The sequence below is a fragment of the Citrobacter sp. Cm038 genome, assembly GCF_030333105.1.
Lineage (GTDB): Bacteria > Pseudomonadota > Gammaproteobacteria > Enterobacterales > Enterobacteriaceae > Citrobacter > Citrobacter murliniae.
Window position 1 is genome coordinate 290,207 of record NZ_JAOWGO010000018.1, and the last position, 19,655, is coordinate 309,861.

The following is a 19,655-nucleotide window of genomic DNA, read 5'->3' on the forward strand; positions in this document are numbered from 1 at the left end:
ATACCCACTCTCCCTGAAAAAGGATTGTGCGTATAACCAGGCTGTTGTGCCTTGATTCTCAACGACCTGAACCGAGCGGCGTCGGTTCAGGTCGTAATGGTCAGAATGTTGCCTTTCTGATGGCGTGTTCAAGGTCGTTAATAATATCTTCTGGATCTTCAAGACCTACAGAAAGACGGATAAGTCCGTCGGTAATACCTGCTTTAAGCCGTTCCTCTGGCGCAACGGGCGAATGTGTCATAGACGCTGGGTGCTGAATGAGGGTTTCGGTATCACCGAGACTGACCGCGAGGAGGCACAATTCTACAGAATTGATCATCCGTCTGCCAGCCTCCAGGCCTCCGGCGATTTCGAAGCTGATAATTCCTCCCGGCAGACTCATCTGGCGTTTACCCAGCTCATACTGCGGGTGTGAAGGCAGGCCAGGATAATAAACTCGGGTAATAGACGGATGACCTTCCAGGAAGCGAGCAATTTTTAACGCGTTTTCACAGTGGCGTTCCATACGAATGCCCAGCGTTTTAACACCACGCAGCGTCAGCCAGGCGTTGAAGGGGCTCATACAGCCGCCGGTGATATCCTTCAGCCCGACGAATCGTGCCTGGTCGATAAAATCCTGCTTGCCAACAATGATGCCGCCAATCACGTCTCCGTGACCGTTGATATATTTGGTCACACTGTGCACCACGATGTCGGCACCTAACTGCAGAGGCTGCTGACAGTATGGCGACATAAAGGTGTTATCCACGACCAGCAATGCACCTTGTTGATGGGCTATGCCAGCCACCGTTTCAATATCGACCAGTGAGAGCGTTGGGTTGGCTGGCGTTTCGATATATACCACTTTAGTTTCCGGGCGCATGGCAGCACGGATTTCATCGGGTTTTGCGGCGTCAACGAAGCTCACGTTAATACCGAACTTCGGCATGCTGTGGGACAGAAAAGCATGAGTACAGCCGTAAATTGCACTGGCGGAAACGATATGATCGCCCTGCTGGCACAGGGTCAGCAGTGACGTTGTGATGGCTGAGATACCGGATGCGGTTGCCAATGCGGCGTCGCCTTTTTCCAGTACCGCCAACTTTTTCTCCAGCGCGTCGGTGGTGGGGTTACCCAAACGGGTATAAATGTACCCGGACTCCTCGAGCGCAAAGCGGGCGGCACCTTGTTCGGCGCTGTCAAAAACAAACGTTGAAGTCTGGAAAATAGGCGTACTAAGCGCGCCAGTGGAAGGATCGGGTTGTTGCCCCGCGTGAACGATCTGAGTATTGAATCCGTAAGTACGACAGTCAGACATGATATCTCCTTTAATTCGGAACAGAACAGCTCACACTCAAATAGCAATCGCTGTGCCATAAAATGAACCTATGGATATCAATGCATTAGATAAATCGCTGTTTAGTAAGCTGTCAGGAAAGTTGCCATCTGGCAAAAAATTTTCCAGCCATGAAGGATGTGCGCGTACAAGTCTGATTGCGAAGCTTCACGCAGACTGAGTTATGGTGGGGTGATAGGCCGTAATTGTTGACATAGAATCCGCGTCAAGCCGGACTCGTCCGGTGAGGCGCAATGTTGCGGGGGCTTGATCCCTGGCGGCATAGGTTGCTGGAAAGAGAAAACCCCCGCACGTTGTTTGGTATAAACCGGCAACATAACGGGGGCTAACTTGAATCCAGACAATTCAAGAATAGCCGCGAAAAGTTGCCATTGCAATACAGGCGGTTATATGACGTTCGCGCAGTTAGGCATTCCCTTCTGGCACGGTCTGGTTGCTCCGGTCATCGCTGGCATTACTGCCAGTCTGATTGTGAACTGGCTGCGTAACAGGAAGTGACAGGGCTTATGGGCGTCAGCCTGCTGTAATGGCAATATACGCCCGGACCAGGCCGCAGGGATAAACCTTGCGGTCTTTTTCGTCTTTATTGCAGGTAAGTTCCATCGCTATGTGGCTAACCTGCTGCGATAATGCGTGCGGGGAAGTTTTCAGATAGCGCCTCTCTTAATACGGCTACGATCGGGTATACTCTGACGGCAGTTTCGTCTATCCGTGGAGAGTCAGTTTGCGTGTCAGTCGCTCGTTAACAATTAAGCAGATGGCGATGGTTGCGGCCGTTGTCATGGTGTTTGTTTTTATTTTTTGCACCGTTTTGCTGTTTCATCTGGTACAGCAGAATCGCTACAACACGGCTACGCAACTTGAAAGCATCGCTCGCTCCGTCCGTGAACCTCTGTCGGCCTCTATTCTGAAAGCGGATATCCCCGAAGCGGAAACGATTTTAAGCCGAATTCAGCCCGCGGGCGTGGTCAGCCGCGCTGATGTTGTCCTGCCTAATCAGTTTCAGGCATTACGGATGAGCTTTATTCCCGAACGCCCTGTCCCGGTGATGGTGACTCGCCTGTTTGAACTGCCGGTACAGATTTCATTGCCGGTCTATTCTCTTGAGCGCTCCGCCAACCCGCAGCCTCTGGCGTATCTGGTTCTGCAGGCGGATTCGTATCGCATGTACAAATTCGTCATGAGCACGCTCTCAACGTTAGTGACCATTTACTTACTTTTGTCCTTAATATTGACGGTGGCAATCTCCTGGTGCATTAACCGTTTGATTGTGCATCCGTTACGCAAAATTGCTCGCGAGTTGAACGATATTCCTCAACAGCAGCTGATTGGCTACCAACTGGCGTTACCACGCCTGCATCAGGATGATGAGATTGGTATGCTGGTGCGCAGTTATAACCTGAATCAGCAGATGGTGCAGCGCTACACTGAAGAACAAAACGACCATTCGATGCGGTTCCCGGTTTCTGATCTACCCAACAAGACCTTTCTGATGGGGCTACTGGAGCAGGTCGTTACCCGCCAGCAAACCACGGCGCTAATGATTGTCACCTGTGAGACCCTGCGTGATACCGCGGGTGTATTGACCGAAACCCAGCGGGAGATCCTGTTGCTAACGCTGGTCGAGAAACTGAAATCGGTGCTGGCGCCCAGAATGGTGCTGACCCAGGTGAGTGGCTATGACTTTGCCATTATTGCACACGGTGTGAAGGAACCCTGGCATGCGATTACATTAGGTCAGCAAGTACTCACTATCATGAATGAGCGGCTGCCTATTCAAAGCATTCAGCTACGTCCAAACTGCAACATTGGAGTGGCGATGTATTACGGTGACTTGAGTGCTGAACAGCTATACAGTCGCGCACTCTCGGCAGCATTAACCTCGCGTCGCAGAGGTAAAAACCAAATTCAGTTCTTTGACCCGCAGCAAATGGAAGAAGCACAGCAGCGTTTAACGGAAGAGAATGACATTCTCACCGCACTGGATAATCAGCAGTTTGCGCTTTGGATACAGCCACAGGTAGAGATATCCAGCGGTAAGATGTTGAGTGCAGAAGCGTTATTGCGGATCCAACAACCGGACGGAAGCTGGGAGCTGCCGGAAGGGTTAATCGACAGGATTGAATCCTGCGGTCTGATGATAACGGTCGGCTACTGGATACTTGAAGAGTCCTGTCGCCAGCTTTCCGCCTGGCAGGAGCGCGGCCTGATGTTGCCGCTGTCGGTGAATCTTTCGGCGTTGCAACTGATGCACCCGAGTATGGTGTCTGACCTGCTGGAACTGCTAAACCGCTATCGTATTAAGCCAGGCACATTGATTCTGGAAGTGACCGAAAGCCGACATATCGATGATCCGAACGCCGCTGTGGCTATTTTGCGGCCACTGCGTAATGCGGGTGTACGTATCGCGTTGGATGACTTTGGCATGGGCTATGCGGGGCTTCGACAGCTGCAACACATGAAGTCGCTGCCGGTAGATGTGCTCAAAATCGATAAGATGTTTGTTGAAGGATTACCGGAAGACAGCAGCATGATCACTGCAATTATTCAGTTGGCCCACAGCCTCGATTTGCAGATGATCGCCGAAGGTGTCGAAACCGAAGCGCAGCGAGAGTGGTTATCGCAGGCGGGAGTGGAAGTGGCCCAGGGATTCCTGTTTGCCCGTCCGGTTCCGGCAGATATCTTCGAAGAACGTTATTTAACGAAGGAATGGCCTGATTACAAAAGTTAAAAAAGGTAGCGCTTGTGCGAGCCAGCTCAAATTTTTTAACATTTTTGTATCAATTATGATCTTTGTACATTTCTGTGATGTTGTGTGGGTGTTACTTTAAGGCCGCAGGTTAAATAAAACCTTACAAGACCTGTGGTTTTTACTTTAAGGACACCCTATGAAAACCTCTATCTTCAAAAGCCTTTACTTTCAGGTCCTGACAGCAATTGCCATTGGTATTCTCCTTGGCCATTACTACCCTGAATTAGGCGCCCAAATGAAACCGCTTGGCGACGCGTTCGTTAAGCTTATTAAGATGGTCATCGCACCTGTCATCTTCTGTACTGTCGTCACCGGCATTGCAGGTATGGAAAGTATGAAAGCAGTAGGCCGCACCGGTGCGGTTGCCCTGCTTTATTTTGAAGTGGTCAGTACAATTGCACTGATCATCGGTCTTATCATCGTCAACGTGGTGCAACCTGGTGCCGGGATGAACGTCGATCCGGCGACGCTGGATGCTAAAGCAGTAGCGATTTACGCTGAACAGGCAAAAGACCAGGGGATTGTGGGCTTCCTGATGGATATCATCCCGGGTAGCGTCATTGGGGCGTTCGCCAGTGGCAACATCCTGCAGGTATTGCTGTTTGCGGTAATGTTTGGTTTTGCTCTGCATCGTCTGGGCAGCAAAGGCCAGATGATTTTCAACGTAATTGAAAGCTTCTCGCAGGTCATTTTCGGCATCATCAACATGATCATGCGCCTGGCGCCAATCGGTGCTTTCGGTGCCATGGCCTTTACCATCGGTAAATATGGCGTCGGAACGCTGGTACAGTTGGGTCAGCTGATTATCTGCTTCTACATCACCTGTATTCTGTTTGTGGTGGTGGTGCTGGGATCGATTGCCCGTGCAACCGGCTTTAGCATCTTCAAGTTCATCCGCTATATCCGTGAAGAACTGTTGATCGTTCTGGGCACATCTTCTTCCGAGTCGGCGCTGCCGCGTATGCTCGATAAGATGGAAAAGCTGGGCTGTCGGAAGTCGGTGGTCGGACTGGTTATCCCTACAGGCTACTCGTTTAACCTTGATGGTACGTCGATCTATCTGACGATGGCGGCGGTATTTATCGCGCAGGCAACGAACAGTCATATGGATATCTTCCATCAGATAACTCTGCTGGTGGTGCTGCTGCTCTCCTCGAAAGGGGCTGCGGGTGTTACCGGAAGCGGCTTTATTGTTCTGGCTGCGACTATCTCCGCCGTGGGTCATTTGCCGGTTGCCGGTCTGGCGTTGATTCTTGGTATTGACCGATTCATGTCTGAAGCCCGCGCGCTGACCAACCTGGTTGGTAACGGTGTGGCAACGGTTGTCGTTGCTAAATGGGTGAAAGAACTGGACCACAAAAAGCTGGATGATGTGCTGAATAATCGTGCGCCGGATGGCAAAACGCACGAATTATCCTCTTAATCTCGTCACTTATGCCCGTAGTCCCTTGTAGGGCTACGGGCTCCTGCGCATAATTGACCCCTGTGCCCGAATTCATCAATACGATGGCTTTGGGATTTTTTCACTTCTTCCGTGACATTTTTATGTTCTCGCGGTCTAACACGAAGTGTTTTTAACGTCATATTCAGAGAGTCCTTTCAGGACTGTCTTTTTATTACCAGGATTGTTGATCAGGGGTTCACATGCAGGGCACAAAAATTCGACTTTTAGCGGGCGGCTTGCTGATGATGGCCTCTGCCGGCTATGTGCAGGCAGATGCGCTCCAGCCTGACCCGGCGTGGCAACAGGGCACGCTGGCAAATGGCTTACAGTGGCAAGTTCTCGCCACGCCCCAGCGTCCCAGCGACCGCATAGAGGTTCGCCTGCTGGTTAATACCGGTTCACTCACCGAAAGTACGCAACAGAGTGGTTTCAGCCATGCGATCCCTCGCATTGCGCTGACGCAAAGCGGTGGTCTGGATGCCGCGCAAGCCCGTTCATTGTGGCAGCAGGGGTTCGATCCAAAACGTCCCATGCCGCCCGTTATCGTTTCCTATGATTCCACACTGTATAACCTCAGTTTGCCTAACAGCCGCAATGACCTGCTGAAAGAGTCGTTATCTTATCTGGCGAACATTTCCGGCAAGCTGACCATCACGCCTGAAACGGTCAATCATGCGCTGAATAGCGAAGATATGGTTGCGACCTGGCCTATGGATACCAAAGAAGGGTGGTGGCGTTATCGTCTGAAGGGATCGACGCTGTTGGGACATGATCCCGCCGATCCGCTGAAAACACCAATTGATGCGGCGAAAATTCAGTCGTTCTATCAGAAATGGTATACCCCGGATGCCATGACGCTGATTATCGTCGGTAATGTTGATGCGCGCAGCGTGGCTGAGCAAATCAATAAAACCTTTGGTGAGTTAAAAGGAAAACGCGAAACGCCGGCACCAGTACCTACGCTCTCTCCACTGCGTGCCGAAGCGGTTAGCATTATGACCGATGCAGTGCGTCAGGATCGCCTTTCCATCATGTGGGATACACCGTGGCAGCCTATCCGCGAATCCTCCGCGCTGTTGCGCTACTGGCGTGCTGATTTAGCCCGTGAGGCGCTGTTCTGGCATATTCAGCAAACGCTAACCAAAAACAACGCTAAAGATATCGGCCTTGGTTTTGACTGTCGGGTTCTGTTCCTGCGCGCGCAGTGCGCCATTAACGTTGAGTCTCCGAACGATAAACTGAACGCGAATCTTGGCATGGTCGCGCGTGAACTGGCGAAAGTGCGTGATAAAGGTCTACCGGAAGAAGAGTTCAATGCGCTGGTGGCGCAAAAGAATCTGGAGCTGCAGAAACTGTTTGCCACCTATGGTCGTACCGATACCGATATTTTGATCAGCCAGCGGCTGCGTTCGCTGCAAAATCAGGTAGTGGATATCGCGCCAGAGCAGTACCAGCGTTTACGCCAGAACTTCCTCAACGGCCTGACCGTCGAAATGTTGAACCAGAACCTGCGCCAGCAATTATCGCAAGAGATGGCGTTAATTCTGCTCCAGCCGAAAGGTGAACCTGAATTCAATATGAAGGACTTGCAGGCTACGTGGGATCAAATCATGGCACCTGTGACAACCGCGGCGACTGCTGTCGAAACGGATGAGGCTCATCCTGAAGTGACGGATATTCCGCCGGTGCAATAAGCAGGAATTTCCCTCTCCCGGTCGGGAGAGGGGGAATAAAACTAGTGTGACATTCTATTGTGGCATTGCGTCGCGTGGAATAATCGCCCCACGATGCTGAATAACAGTGCTTGCTGTCAGGTGGCCGCGTTTGGCGGCTTCTGCGGCATCGCCACCGGTTAAGCGTACTGCCAGATATCCTGCGCTGAAGGAGTCTCCTGCAGCCGTGGTATCAATGACCTTCTCTTTCGGTAATTTTACAGCCGGTACATCAATGAGTTCTTCGCCAGCGATGGAAACAAGGCAAGAGTCTGCACCACGCTTCACAACCACTTCCTGCACACCAGCTGCGTGAGTGCGGGCAATCACCTCGGTAACGGGTTTTTCGCCCCACAATGCGTCTTCATCATCCAGCGTCAGGAACGCGATATTGGTGCATTCCAGCATCTGCTGATACACCTGCTGCGTCTCTTCTTTACTGCTCCACAGACGTGGACGGTAGTTGTTGTCAAATATGACTTTCCCACCGTTGGCGCGGCATTCGCGGAGCAGCGACAGCAGCTTCTCACGGCTGGATGGGTTTAATATCGCCAGGCTTATTCCACTCAGATACAGGTAGTCGAATGTGGCCAGTTCTTCGCAAATGGCGGCAGACTGTTCACTCTCCAGCCAGAATTTTGCCGCAGCTTCATTACGCCAGTAATAGAAGGTGCGTTCACCGGTGTTGTCTGTCTCAATGTAATAGAGACCTGGGAGGCGATTTTCCATACGCTGCGTTAAAGAGGTATCGACGTTTTCGCTGTGCCAGGATTCCAGCATTTGTTGGCTGAAACTGTCAGTGCCCAGCGCCGTCACATAGTGTACGGAAAGTGCCGCAGAATCGACCTGACGGGCGATATAAACGGATGTATTCAACGTGTCGCCACCGAATCCGCGCTGAACATCAGCACCTTTCTGTGACAGCTCAATCATGCATTCGCCAATCACGGCAATCTTTCTGGACATAGTCGTAACCTGCTCTGAAAAAAATTAGCGTTAGTGTGCGCTGTGGGTAGTATGTGGTCAACTATATTAAAACATCGTTCCATTAATTTTTTGAGCCAGCACGTGTTCTGTGTGATTTTTGCCGCTTAGTTTTTTATTTTGCGTTGCGCTGAACGTAAAGTTCTGCGCCCGAGCGCCGATAACCTTTGACGAGTCCGGTCAGTCACACTCTTATTTACAGGACACCTCAGATGATAAAGCAGGTTACCCAGCAGCTAATTACGCCTGATGCGAGTATCGAAAGCTTGCTTGAGCGACGCTATTGGCTGCAGTGCGAGCGTGCTTACACCTATCAGCCGATTTACCAGACCAATGGGCGACTGATGGCCGTTGAGCTGCTGACTGTCGTGAGCCATCCTGATAACCCTTCCCACCGTATTGCGCCGGATCGTTATTTTGCTGAAGTGGCCGTTCGACACCGGGTTGACGTGGTGAAAGAGCAGCTTCACCAGTTGCAGTTAAAAGGCGAATTTTTCAGGGCCCACGGTCTGCTGGCGTCAGTGAATGTTGATGGACCGACGTTAATTGCGATGCGCCAGGATGCTGAAATACTGAAAATCATCGAATGCCTGCCCTGGCTGCGATTCGAGCTGGTGGAGCATATTCGCCTGCCGAAGGGATCGTCTTTCGCCTCTATGTGCGAGTTCGGGCCACTCTGGCTGGATGATTTTGGTACCGGAATGGCGAATTTTTCGGCCCTCAGCGAAGTCAGTTATGACTACATTAAAGTGGCGCGGGACCTGTTTGTTATGCTGCGCCAGACGCCGGAAGGTCGGAACCTGTTCACGCTGTTATTACAGTTAATGAACCGCTATTGCCGTGGCGTGATCGTCGAAGGTGTAGAAACGCTGGAAGAGTGGCGTGATGTGCAAAACTCACCGGCTTTCGCCGCACAGGGCTATTTCCTCTCTCGTCCGGTCCCACTGGATACCCTTGAAGAGGTGATATTGTCGCTTTGATATGGTCGTAGCGTGTCTCCTTTTGCCCTGCTGGACTATCTTTAGGACAGGCAAGGATGGAAACGAGGACGTAATATATGACGAAAGCAGGCAAAATAACCGCCATAGTATCAGGGGTTTTCTTGTTGTTGATCGTCGTACTCATCATGGTGATTGCGACATTTGACTGGAACCGGCTCAAACCGACCATCAACCAGAAAGTCTCTACTGAACTTAACCGACCATTCGCCATTCGGGGTGATTTAGGCGTTGTCTGGGAGCGCCAGAAGCAGGAGACCGGTTGGCGAAGCTGGATTCCGTGGCCGCATGTTCATGCTGAAGATATCATCCTCGGCAACCCGCCAGATATTCCTGATGTCACGATGGTACATCTTCCCCGTGTTGAAGCGACGCTTGCCCCATTGGCTTTGTTGACGAAAACCGTCTGGCTACCGTGGATCAAGCTGGTGAAACCGGATGCACGACTTATCCGCCTGTCGGAGAAAAACAACAACTGGACCTTTACCCTGGCGGGAGATGACAATCGCGAACCCAATACTTCGCCGTCTGCCTGGTCTTTTCGTCTGGATAACATTCTGTTCGATCAGGGGCGCATAGCCATCAACGATAAGGTGACTCGCTCTGAGATTGAAATTCTGGTCGATCCGTTGGGCAAGCCGCTTCCCTTTAGTGAAGTGACCGGAACGAAAAGCAAAGAGAGTAGCGCCAGCGTCGGAGACTACGTTTTTGGTCTGAAAGCGCAAGGGCGATATAACGGCGAACCGCTAACCGGGACAGGGAAAATAGGTGGAATGCTGGCATTACGGGGGGAAGGTACGCCTTTCCCGGTACAGGCCGATTTCCGTTCGGATAACACGCGTGTGGCATTTACAGGAACGGTGAAGGATCCGATGAAGATGGGGGGCGTGGATCTCCAGCTTAAATTCTCAGGTGATTCATTAGGGGATTTGTACGATTTGACGGGGGTACTTCTGCCGGACACCCCACCATTTGAAACTGACGGGCGCTTGGTGGCAAAAATCGATACCGGCAAATCTTCAGTTTTTAATTATCGTGATTTTAATGGCCGCATTGGCGACAGCGATATTCACGGTACGCTCGCCTATACCACTGGTAAGCCGCGTCCGAAGCTGGAAGGCGATGTTGAGTCGCGCCAGTTGCGGTTAGCTGATTTGGGACCACTGATTGGCGTCGACTCCGGGAAAGGTGCGGAGCGGGCGAAAAAATCTGAACAACGCAAAGGTGAAAAAAGCGTTCAGCCTGCGGGTAAAGTGTTGCCATACGACCGCTTCGAAACCGATAAATGGAACGTGATGGACGCTGACGTGCGTTTTAAAGGACGACGTATTGAGCACGGCAGTAGCCTGCCCATCAGCGATCTCTCCACTCATATCATCCTGAAAAATGCCGACTTGCGGTTGCAGCCGCTGAAATTTGGTCTGGCGGGGGGCAGCATTGTTTCAAGCATCCATTTGCAAGGGAATAAAAAGCCGATGCAAGGAAGTGCGGATATACAGGCTCGCCGCCTGAAGCTGAAAGAGCTAATGCCGGATGTGGAACTGATGCAGAAAACGTTGGGCGAAATGAACGGAGATGCCAGATTTAGCGGTAGCGGGAATTCAGTGGCGGCACTGCTTGGTAACAGTAATGGCAATCTGAAGCTGCTGATGAATGATGGTCTTATCAGTCGAAATCTGATGGAAATTGTTGGACTGAATCTGGGTAACTATATCGTCGGGCAGATATTCGGTGATGACGAGGTCCGGGTGAACTGTGCGGCGGCGAATCTGGATATCGTCAATGGTGTTGCGCGTCCGCAGATTTTTGCGTTCGATACCGAAAATGCGGTCATCAATGTGACCGGAACCGCGAGCTTTGCCTCTGAACAGCTGGATTTAACCATTGATCCCGAGAGTAAAGGTATCCGTATTATCACCCTGCGTTCACCGCTGTATGTTCGCGGGACATTCAAGGATCCACAGGCCGGGGTGAAAGCCGGGCCGCTGATTGCGCGTGGCGCGGTTGCCGCAGCGCTGGCAACCTTAGTCACACCTGCGGCTGCCCTGCTGGCGCTGATTTCACCCTCTGAAGGTGAGGCCAACCAGTGCAGGACTATTTTGTCGCAGATGAAGAAGTGATTGCAGAAGAGAATTGCCGGATAGCACCGCTATCCGGCAAGCAAATTATAACGACTGGTGACGTGTTTCGTGGGTTAACAACAGTGCTATCAGCGTTAATGTCGCCATTGACGCCAGGTAAATGCCGACCGCTGGCAGACCATAGTTTCCCTGCAACCAGGCGGCAATATACGGAGCAACGGAAGCCCCAAGGATTGACGAAACGTTATACGAAAATGATGCGCCAGTGTAGCGAACCTCGGTCGGGAAGAGCTCTGGTAGCAGCGCGCCCATCGGACCGAATGTCAGCCCCATCAGGCTTAACCCCAGCAACAAGAAAGCGAACACCAGCGCCGGATTGCCGGAACCCAGCAACGGTTTAAAGGCGAACAGCGCGAACAAAATGATAAGCGTCGTGATGATAAGCATACTCTTGCGACGACCAAACGCGTCGGCCAACAGTCCCGCCACGGGAACCATTACGCCAAAGCCAATCACCGCCATCATCAACATCCACAACACTTCATTACGCGGCAAGCCAAGACCCACCGGGGCAGCTGCGGTACTGAACGTCATTGAATAGACGGTCATGATATAGAACAGTGTATAGGTTGCCAGCATGATAAACGTACCGAGGATCGTTACGCGTACATGTTTTGTCAGCAAGGTACCCAGCGGGATTTTAACCTGCTTTTTCGCCGCAGCCACTTTAGCGAAAACTGGCGACTCATGCAGCGAAACACGAACGTACAGGCCGATGATCACCAGCACAGCAGAAAAGATAAACGGTATGCGCCAGCCCCAGCTCATAAACTGCTCATCGGTAAGCAGCCAGGAGAGCAACAGGAACGTGCCGTTGGCAAAGAAGAAGCCGATAGGTGCGCCCAGCTGTGGGAACGAGCCGTACAACGCGCGTTTACGCGGAGGGGCGTTTTCCGTTGCCAGCAACGCTGCGCCGCCCCATTCGCCACCAAGTCCCAAACCCTGACCAAAACGTGCCAGTGCCAGCAGTAGTGGTGCAAAAATACCGATAGTTTCATAACCCGGCAGCAGACCAATGACGACCGTAGAAATCCCCATGGTGAGCAGTGACGCAACCAGTGTCACTTTGCGCCCTACGCGGTCACCGAAATGTCCGAACACGGCAGAACCAATTGGCCGTGCGACAAAGGCGATGGCAAAGGTCGCGAGAGACTGAAGCGTTGCCGCTGCTGGGTCGCCCTGCGGGAAGAAGATATGGGGGAACACGATCACTGCAGCGGTCGCGTATATATAGAAGTCAAAGAACTCAATGGCAGTGCCAATAAGTGAGGCGACGACGACTTTATTGCGCGAGTTGACCGGCGTGTGTTCCTGTTCATTGTCGAGCGTTGTGGCTGTTGCTTGCATAATATTTTCTTATTTTTGGTCGAACGAAAGGTCATATTACGCACAGCAAAAGAGACATTTCAATCTGTAACAAGCGTTGAGTCTGGTCAAAAATATGTCAAAAAGGGGATAATTTTTAGGCTGAAGATTTCTCTTCCATGAAATGCTTCACATAATTTAAAACTTGGATAATAAAACTGGTTTTTGGTTAAATAAAAGTTACGTACTGGATTTATATTCTAAAAAGAGTACCGGATGACGATACAGGTATCTTATCTGGCCTACAGATCCTTGCGGAACGTAAGCCGGAGGCGGCTCACGAATCCGCTGTTGGGATGAGAATTAGCGGCGAGTTTTCCCCGGCATGCGCGGGTCATCTTTGTATTCAGCTGTTGCTATCCAGGCCGCGCAGAATAAGGTCAGGCGGGCGAAGAAATAGAAGAATGCCATCAGCCCTAGCACGGAGCCAAACGCCGCACCTGATGGTGATTGCACCAGCGACGGCAGCATATACGTCATAATAATTTTAATCCCTTCAAACCCAAGCGCCGCAATAAATGTGCCGCGAATAAGCGCTCTCTTACGCGGACGGTGGCGCGGCAATCGCCAGAATATCCAGAAGAACAACAAATAGTTGGCAAAAATTGAGATGGCCAGGCCGATCAGTCGCCAGGCTGGCTTCAGCCATTCGATACCGTCGAGATAAAGTGCAGAGATAATCATCTGCTGAGCGGAACCGGCGATGGACGTAATGGAGAGGGTAACGATCAGCGCAATCAGCAAACCAATCAATGAGACAAAATCGCGCAGGTATTTTATCCAGATTTTTTCCTGATCCTGCGGTGTGCGCTCCCAGACATCCCGCGACTGGGCGCGAATAGCTTCACGTAGATTTCCCATCCAGTTAATACCGGAATAGAGCGCGATCCCAAGCCCCACCAAACCGACGGTGGTACGTTGTTGAACGGCGGTATTGATGGTGTTTTTCAGCGTGGACGCAAGGGTAGGATCGCTGACGTTCATCAGGATTTTATTGAAGATATCCTGCAACAACGTGGGATGTGACGCGAGAATAAAACCGGCAGCGGCAAACGACACCATCAGGATGGGAATCATCGACAGGAACGAGAAATAGGTGATGGCTGCGCCAAACTGATTCCCCATTCGGTCATTAAAACGCTCCGTGGCGCGGATGAGGTGGGCGATAACAGGTTGGCGCTGGACCTTTTCCGCCAGGGTTATGGCCGTTTTCAGAGCCTGGTTCGCCTTCGCGTTGCTCTCAGGCGTTGTGGGAGTTGGTTCTTGTGTATGCGTAGGGTGTTTTGCATCGTGTTCCTGCGTCATCCGGTCGGTAGTCCTTATTTTGTGCACTCAAGTCATTATAGCCTGCTCAAGCCAGAATCCCGAAAATCGGTCTAACAGACTAATCCACATAGTCTTTCATCACGCCGGTTAACCATTCCATAAACAGATGCACCCGACGGGAGAGATTGCGACGGTGCGGATACAATAAAGAAACCGGCATAGGCTCTGGGCGATACTGCGGCAACACTTCGACCAGCGTTCCGGCGCGTAATGCCTCACGTACACCTATGCGTGGTACCTGAATAATGCCTAACCCGGCAAGGCATGCCGCATGGTATGTTTCGGTGCTATTCACCGTCAGCATGCCGCCGGTTTTCACCCATTCTGTGCCGTTTTCTGTCGCCACCTCGAAACCCTGTGAACGCGAGCCTAAATTCACTGAGTAATGCACCACCGCATGTGAAGCCAAATCTTCCAGACTTTCCGGATAGCCAAAACGGGCCAGGTATTGTGGGCTGGCACAGTTAACCTGCGTTAGTTTTCCCAGCGGGCGAGCAATTAGCCCGGAATCTTTTAACGTACCAACACGCACCACACAGTCGAAACCTTCACGAATCAAATCTACCAGGCGATCGCTGCTGCTCAGTTCAATTTCAAGACCTGGGTATTGATGTAAAAAATCCGGCAGGCGGGGTATTACCAGATTCTTTGCGACGCCAACCGGCATATCAACCCGCAGCTTACCGCTGATGCTGGCCGGATCGTGATGAAATAACCCGTCCAGTTCATCCAGATTGCTCAGCAGATCTTTAGCACGTTCGTAATAGATCATACCGTCCTGGGTAAGCTGTACGCGTCGGGTGGTGCGGTGAAGAAGCTGCGTACCCAGCGAGTTTTCCAGGGCCTGTATCTGGCGCGATACGCTACCTTTAGGGAGTCCGAGCGTTTCCGCTGCGCGAGAAAAGCTTTCCAGTTCTGCGACGCGGATGAACAACTGCATTGCGTGAATTTTATCCATTGCCATACCTTATTGTTGTTCTGGATGAAACAGTAATGCGTAATCAGCGATATTTATTGTTTTTTTAACACCTAATAAGCTCTGTCTCAATCTTCACAACACCTGAAATGAGGTTTCTTATGACGCAACGTATCGCATTGGTGACCGGTGGCGGTCGTGGACTCGGTAAAAACGCGGCGCTGAAGCTGGCGAACAAAGGAATTGGTATTATTCTGACGTGGAACAGCAATGAAAAAGAAGCGCAGCAGGTTGTGCATGAAATCAGACAATCTGGTGGCAAAGCAGCAGCATTGTCGTTGAATGTCGGAGATATTTCCGCTTTCCCTCTGTTTGTTGAACAGATGCAGGAAGCATTACAGACGCAGTGGCAAAGCGATGGGTTTGATTATTTATTGAACAATGCCGGGATCGGCATTAACGCGCCGTATTCGGCATTCACCGAAGCGCAATTTGACCAACTTTTGAACATCCATTTTAAAGGGCCTTTTTTCCTGACGCAGAGCCTTTTACCGCTGATGAAAAAGGGGGGCAGGATCCTCAATGTCTCGACCGGATTATCGCGTTTTGCCCTGCCTGGCTACAGTGCATATGCTGCCATGAAAGGGGCGATGGAAGTGTTAACCCGTTACCAGGCCAAAGAGCTAGGTGAGCGCGGGATTACTGCAAATATTATTGCTCCAGGGGCGATAGAAACTGATTTTAGCGGTGGGAACGTACGGGACAATGCACAGCTGAATGCCTATATCGCCTCGCAAACGGCGCTGGGGCGTGTCGGATTACCGGATGATATTGGTGATGCCATTGCTGCACTACTCAGCGATGACCTGGCCTGGATGACAGCGCAGCGTATCGAGGTATCTGGCGGGATGTTCCTGTAAATCTGCAGGGTGCTTATTCAGTAGGTCGCGGTACCTGCTGAGTAAGCACTTAATGCTATATTGTGTTTTGTAACATATTCTCCGATCATCCGTGGTTCCTTATTTTTAGCCAACGTTATAGACTCTTAGAAATTAATATTTGCAAAGGTATTTTTGAACGCTAAAAATAAGAAGTTCCTTAAGCTTTGACGTAATTTTAAACGCTTTATGTAATCCTTTTTTGTGAGCTGTAACTATTTATAATTTCTGCTTCTTTCCTATCCTGTCATCGGTAGAATGGCCTCTGCCAAATGGTGAGTTCTTATTTTACCCCGTAGGTAATACCCTTCGCGTGTTAAGGCTAATATCTTATTTGGACGGAGAGAAATAATGCAGGTAATAATGTTTGACAGGCAGTCAATATTTATTCATGGAATGAATGTAAGTTTACAACAACGTATTCCAGGAGTGGATGTTCAGGGTGTCAGTCAGGCAGATGACCTTTGGCGAAAACTGGAAGAAAATCCTGATGCGCTGGTGATGCTTGACGGCGATCTTGATGGCGAATTCTGCCGTGGAATACTGCAGCGAATAGCGGAGCTATTTTCGGCGGTAAAAGTGTTGATAACGGCAACAGATTGCCGAAAAAAATGGCTGCAGGAAGTCACTCAGTTAAACGTACTGGCGGTTGTCCCGCGCGATTCTGACGCGGAAACGTTCACGCTGGCGATCAACAGCGTAGCGATGGGTATGATGTTTTTACCCAGAGATTACTTAGCGGTATCAGAAAACGGTAACCAAAGTATAAAAGCGTTAAGCGCACGTCAGCGAGAGATCCTGACTATGCTGGCAGCCGGAGAATCTAATAAACAAATTGGTCGGGCGTTAAATATCAGTACCGGGACGGTAAAAGCACATCTTGAATCGCTTTATCAGCGGCTGGAGGTAAAAAACCGTACTCAGGCAGCAATGATGTTAAACGAATCATACTAACGGGTACTTATTTCACAGTCAGAAAGTGTCTGGCTGTGAAATATGAGCGACCCCATTTCTGAAGTACAAAATTGCTTCATCCCAATGCTGAGTATCCACGCAATAAGCGCTTCCTGCTGAAACAGATCGTTAAGTTGTGGCAACTTCGTCCGTATTAATGCCTCGCAGGCATACAAATCATCGAGCAGCAGTTTATCTGCCTGCATGACTGAAATAGGTTTATCGAAGTTTTCATCTGCAGTGATTTCATGCCCGTAACCAATGACCCATATACCCTTTTTGTCCTGATACTTTTCCAGTGACAGACCCTGCCATTGTTTAATAAATGCGATACAGGTCGGCGTAAAATGTGCTGAATAGAGCTGCATACCGATCTCTCTTCATGTAAAGATCATCATTCTAAAGAGAACGGCTCGCTATAGTAGTTGCCATTCAGCCGGTTTTTTCAGTAAAACGCCTTATGGCATTGGTGAGAGGTATTCACGCTTTAACAAGCCGAAAATCCAGTCGTCATGCCAGGTTTGATGCAGCCAGTAACTTTCGCGTAGCGTGCCTTCATGAATGAATCCCACCTTTTCCAGCACATGTCGTGAAGCATGGTTGCCTGCGGTGACGCAGGCCGTCAACCGGCGTAGGCCTCCAATTGTAAACGCGAAGTCGCAGATGGCACGCAGGGATTCTGCGCCATATCCTTTACCTTGTGCTTCTGGCGCGAACAAAAAACCGACTTCGGCACATTCATTGTTTTCATGAATATATCCAGTGACGCCAAGCGGTAACCCTGTGTCGTTGTCGCAAACCACCAGACATAGCCAGTGTGGGCTTCCTGGAGACCACTCGGGTAAACGTGAGTTGAATACCGCCAGCACATCTTCTTCAGTGCGTGCGTCGGAGACAAATCGCATCACATCAGGGTTTTGCTGTAATTTTAAAAAGAACGCCCAATCGCCTTGATCCAGTGGGCGACAGGTAAGACGTGATGTTTTTAATACCGGCACAGGCTTATCTCCTGAATAATTTTCAACGATTACGCGGTTATCACTGTAAAACGTATCTATTTGGTATATGAATATGTTTTAGTCTACAACGGCACACATCTGTGGAGTGCCGCTTTATAAAAAGATAAATAAATACATTGTGAAGTCGCATTTTCGCGGCTCTTTTAGGGATGATAATGACCAATAGCGCGTTACAGGCGACATGTACGCCATTTGAACACTGTTTGGGGATCATCCGCCAGGCATCGGTGGAAATCTTACTGCTGTTAGGCGTACACGTCGCTGAGGGCAAGGATCCACGCTGGTTTCTGGAGCAACTCGATCAGGCCCGGCTGAATTTAGGCGGTTGGGGGATTGTGGCCAGACGGCTTCAGATGAATGATGCGCAACTGAGCCAGTTCACCCTGCGATTGCGCCATCTTCAACAGAATGTGCCTCAGTATGAAAGTGGTCAGGATGTCAGTGAAAATCAGCTGATCTCTGCGCTGCGCTTTGTGGCCTCCCTGGAACATTTGCGCCAGCAGCAGCCGCTGCTGAACTATCAAACCGAGTTTGACACAGGGAGTCAGGACGCACAGGTAAAGGCCCAGCGCCAGCTACGTGCAATAGAGTTAACGCTAAAATCCCTCGTCGCCCGGGTATGGCCGGATCAACACCCGCTAAACAGTTTTCTGAAACAGCATTTTGGCGCCGATCGTCTGCGCCGCTGGCTAAAGCTGGGTGAAGGGCGTGATGCGCTGGACGGTATGATGTTTAGCGAACTGGCGCTGATGGTTGTTGATAAGAAGCTGTTTGTTCGTCACTTTACCCAGATTTTTAATGATACTTCGGTGCTCACACTGTTTGTCGAACCGCGCTTAACGCTGCGTATGTTTCTGGATGACTGCCGTCAGGCACGAAACCGCGTTATCGCTCAGCAGCCGCTGACATCAGTACAATTGATGCTGTTAAATCACCAGTACGGGCAAATTACGCACCCTGTGCAGCGGGCGTTTGAAGAGCGGCGTATCCGTACTAATCCCCCGTCGTATCTGGAATCAGATGAGGACCTCGTCCGCCAGTTCTGGGAAACGGCAAGGCAAAAAGATGAGCAGGCCGGGGGAGATAAACAGGAAATCGCTGACAGTATCGATCCGCCAGATAAACGGGCAAAGCGTACGGCAGAAGAACGCGAGCAGCTCATTTCAGGCATGCTGTGGGTTGCTGTTGGTGTGATGGTGCTGGTGATATCGCTGGGGGCATTCTGGCTCTTCAGTACACCTGCTCCGCTTGCGTCCGCCGGGAAGTCCGTTGAAATTGTGCAGGAAGAACCGCGGCGTGATGCGCCTTCAGCCCGGGAAACGGTGACCCGAATGGGAATCTCCTGGGATTCATTCAATATGCGGGCTGCCATCGATCGCAACGATACTCGCGTCACGTCACTGTTTTTGCAGGGCGGTATGGACTGGAAACTGGCATGGACGGAGCAGGCGTTCTCGACAGGCAATACCGATGTTCTGAAACTGCTTTTACGTTATCCCTCGCAGATGGATGAGGCTAAACCTTGTCAGCAGTTTATGAGTACGCTAAGCCACGCAATGTCGAATGGAGCATCCTTAACGTCGCTGCATAAAAGCTATTTAAAAAGTTTTTGCTCGGTACCGGACGTTGTCGCACGTCAACAATATAACGCCGAACAAGCTCAGTTGCGTGTGGCCGCAGAGCCAAGCGCAGAGAACAAAAAATGGCAGAAAATTCACGCAGCGCTTTATGATGCGATTAACTAACTGCCTGACAAGTATTGCATTATCA

General features: G+C 50.7%; 16 protein-coding genes. 9 read left to right on the forward strand and 7 right to left on the reverse strand.

Features of this window, described 5'->3' with window-relative positions:
- Positions 1 to 100: 100 nt before the first annotated feature.
- Positions 101 to 1,297 carry a methionine gamma-lyase gene (megL, locus tag OGY01_RS10280; RefSeq protein ID WP_045448656.1) on the reverse strand — a complete coding sequence of 399 codons (1,197 nt, stop codon included), beginning with the start codon at positions 1,295 to 1,297 and terminating at the stop codon, positions 101 to 103.
- Positions 1,298 to 1,726: 429 nt separating this feature from the next.
- Here megL and OGY01_RS10285 point away from each other — a divergent pair, with 429 nt between their 5' ends.
- The 4 genes from OGY01_RS10285 to OGY01_RS10300 all read left to right on the forward strand — a co-directional run bounded on the left by OGY01_RS10285 (position 1,727) and on the right by OGY01_RS10300 (position 7,226).
- On the forward strand, positions 1,727 to 1,834 hold the full coding sequence (locus tag OGY01_RS10285) for a type I toxin-antitoxin system toxin Ldr family protein (protein WP_200042298.1): 108 nt from the start codon (positions 1,727 to 1,729) through the stop codon (positions 1,832 to 1,834).
- Positions 1,835 to 2,060: 226 nt separating this feature from the next.
- Entirely contained in the window at positions 2,061 to 4,067 is a 2,007-nt protein-coding gene (hmsP, locus tag OGY01_RS10290) for a biofilm formation regulator HmsP (protein WP_071829050.1), read from the forward strand.
- 157 nt (positions 4,068 to 4,224) lie between these two features.
- On the forward strand, positions 4,225 to 5,511 hold the full coding sequence (gene dctA / locus OGY01_RS10295) for a C4-dicarboxylate transporter DctC (protein ID WP_045448651.1): 1,287 nt from the start codon (positions 4,225 to 4,227) through the stop codon (positions 5,509 to 5,511).
- 221 nt (positions 5,512 to 5,732) lie between these two features.
- Positions 5,733 to 7,226, forward strand: a complete 1,494-nt coding sequence (locus OGY01_RS10300) for a M16 family metallopeptidase (protein WP_045448650.1) — start codon at positions 5,733 to 5,735, stop codon at positions 7,224 to 7,226.
- Positions 7,227 to 7,280: 54 nt separating this feature from the next.
- Here the strand turns inward: OGY01_RS10300 and kdgK are convergent, their stop codons facing one another.
- Positions 7,281 to 8,210 carry a 2-dehydro-3-deoxygluconokinase gene (gene kdgK / locus OGY01_RS10305; protein WP_286493060.1) on the reverse strand — a complete coding sequence of 310 codons (930 nt, stop codon included), beginning with the start codon at positions 8,208 to 8,210 and terminating at the stop codon, positions 7,281 to 7,283.
- Positions 8,211 to 8,440: 230 nt separating this feature from the next.
- On the opposite strand from kdgK, the gene pdeH reads away from it, so the two are divergent.
- Both pdeH and OGY01_RS10315 read left to right on the forward strand, forming a co-directional pair.
- Positions 8,441 to 9,208: a cyclic-guanylate-specific phosphodiesterase gene (pdeH, locus tag OGY01_RS10310; protein ID WP_286493061.1), complete on the forward strand. Its 768-nt coding sequence runs from the start codon at positions 8,441 to 8,443 to the stop codon at positions 9,206 to 9,208.
- 77 nt (positions 9,209 to 9,285) lie between these two features.
- Positions 9,286 to 11,346 carry an AsmA family protein gene (locus tag OGY01_RS10315; RefSeq protein ID WP_048223016.1) on the forward strand — a complete coding sequence of 687 codons (2,061 nt, stop codon included), beginning with the start codon at positions 9,286 to 9,288 and terminating at the stop codon, positions 11,344 to 11,346.
- Positions 11,347 to 11,391: 45 nt separating this feature from the next.
- On the opposite strand, the gene OGY01_RS10320 is transcribed toward OGY01_RS10315, so the two are convergent.
- The 3 genes from OGY01_RS10320 to OGY01_RS10330 all read right to left on the reverse strand — a co-directional run bounded on the left by OGY01_RS10320 (position 11,392) and on the right by OGY01_RS10330 (position 15,016).
- Complete coding sequence (locus tag OGY01_RS10320; RefSeq protein ID WP_045448639.1) at positions 11,392 to 12,714, reverse strand: MFS transporter; 1,323 nt, start codon at positions 12,712 to 12,714, stop codon at positions 11,392 to 11,394.
- A 321-nt stretch (positions 12,715 to 13,035) separates the two neighbouring features.
- A complete protein-coding gene (yhjD, locus tag OGY01_RS10325) occupies positions 13,036 to 14,037 on the reverse strand; it encodes an inner membrane protein YhjD (protein WP_286493062.1) in 1,002 nt (333 codons plus the stop codon).
- A gap of 79 nt (positions 14,038 to 14,116) precedes the next feature.
- On the reverse strand, positions 14,117 to 15,016 hold the full coding sequence (locus OGY01_RS10330; protein ID WP_048223014.1) for a LysR family transcriptional regulator: 900 nt from the start codon (positions 15,014 to 15,016) through the stop codon (positions 14,117 to 14,119).
- 119 nt (positions 15,017 to 15,135) lie between these two features.
- On the opposite strand from OGY01_RS10330, the gene OGY01_RS10335 reads away from it, so the two are divergent.
- Positions 15,136 to 15,894 (forward strand): SDR family NAD(P)-dependent oxidoreductase, encoded by a 759-nt coding sequence (locus OGY01_RS10335; protein WP_045448633.1) that lies wholly within the window; start codon positions 15,136 to 15,138, stop codon positions 15,892 to 15,894.
- A 369-nt stretch (positions 15,895 to 16,263) separates the two neighbouring features.
- Positions 16,264 to 16,866 (forward strand): helix-turn-helix transcriptional regulator, encoded by a 603-nt coding sequence (locus OGY01_RS10340; protein WP_200042295.1) that lies wholly within the window; start codon positions 16,264 to 16,266, stop codon positions 16,864 to 16,866.
- On the opposite strand, the gene OGY01_RS10345 is transcribed toward OGY01_RS10340, so the two are convergent.
- The gene (locus OGY01_RS10345; protein WP_286493063.1) at positions 16,863 to 17,234 is read right to left on the reverse strand and encodes a glycoside hydrolase family protein; all 372 of its coding nucleotides are present in this window, start codon (positions 17,232 to 17,234) and stop codon (positions 16,863 to 16,865) included. The two genes, OGY01_RS10340 and OGY01_RS10345, sit on opposite strands and share 4 nt — an antisense overlap.
- A 90-nt stretch (positions 17,235 to 17,324) precedes the next feature.
- Positions 17,325 to 17,864 (reverse strand): GNAT family N-acetyltransferase, encoded by a 540-nt coding sequence (locus tag OGY01_RS10350; RefSeq protein WP_286493064.1) that lies wholly within the window; start codon positions 17,862 to 17,864, stop codon positions 17,325 to 17,327.
- A 176-nt stretch (positions 17,865 to 18,040) separates the two neighbouring features.
- On the opposite strand from OGY01_RS10350, the gene OGY01_RS10355 reads away from it, so the two are divergent.
- On the forward strand, positions 18,041 to 19,630 hold the full coding sequence (locus OGY01_RS10355; RefSeq protein ID WP_286493066.1) for an STY4199 family HEPN domain-containing protein: 1,590 nt from the start codon (positions 18,041 to 18,043) through the stop codon (positions 19,628 to 19,630).
- Positions 19,631 to 19,655 lie beyond the last annotated feature (25 nt).

What these genes read in the sequence shown, in the direction of transcription:
- megL (WP_045448656.1), bottom strand. Translation starts at nt 1,297, where the DNA reads ATGTCTGACTGTCGTACTTACGGATTCAATACTCAGATCGTTCACGCG.
- OGY01_RS10285 (WP_200042298.1), top strand. Translation starts at nt 1,727, where the DNA reads ATGACGTTCGCGCAGTTAGGCATTCCCTTCTGGCACGGTCTGGTTGCT.
- dctA (WP_045448651.1), top strand. Translation starts at nt 4,225, where the DNA reads ATGAAAACCTCTATCTTCAAAAGCCTTTACTTTCAGGTCCTGACAGCA.
- OGY01_RS10300 (WP_045448650.1), top strand. Translation starts at nt 5,733, where the DNA reads ATGCAGGGCACAAAAATTCGACTTTTAGCGGGCGGCTTGCTGATGATG.
- kdgK (WP_286493060.1), bottom strand. Translation starts at nt 8,210, where the DNA reads ATGTCCAGAAAGATTGCCGTGATTGGCGAATGCATGATTGAGCTGTCA.
- pdeH (WP_286493061.1), top strand. Translation starts at nt 8,441, where the DNA reads ATGATAAAGCAGGTTACCCAGCAGCTAATTACGCCTGATGCGAGTATC.
- OGY01_RS10315 (WP_048223016.1), top strand. Translation starts at nt 9,286, where the DNA reads ATGACGAAAGCAGGCAAAATAACCGCCATAGTATCAGGGGTTTTCTTG.
- OGY01_RS10320 (WP_045448639.1), bottom strand. Translation starts at nt 12,714, where the DNA reads ATGCAAGCAACAGCCACAACGCTCGACAATGAACAGGAACACACGCCG.
- yhjD (WP_286493062.1), bottom strand. Translation starts at nt 14,037, where the DNA reads ATGACGCAGGAACACGATGCAAAACACCCTACGCATACACAAGAACCA.
- OGY01_RS10330 (WP_048223014.1), bottom strand. Translation starts at nt 15,016, where the DNA reads ATGGATAAAATTCACGCAATGCAGTTGTTCATCCGCGTCGCAGAACTG.
- OGY01_RS10335 (WP_045448633.1), top strand. Translation starts at nt 15,136, where the DNA reads ATGACGCAACGTATCGCATTGGTGACCGGTGGCGGTCGTGGACTCGGT.
- OGY01_RS10340 (WP_200042295.1), top strand. Translation starts at nt 16,264, where the DNA reads ATGCAGGTAATAATGTTTGACAGGCAGTCAATATTTATTCATGGAATG.
- OGY01_RS10345 (WP_286493063.1), bottom strand. Translation starts at nt 17,234, where the DNA reads ATGCAGCTCTATTCAGCACATTTTACGCCGACCTGTATCGCATTTATT.
- OGY01_RS10355 (WP_286493066.1), top strand. Translation starts at nt 18,041, where the DNA reads ATGACCAATAGCGCGTTACAGGCGACATGTACGCCATTTGAACACTGT.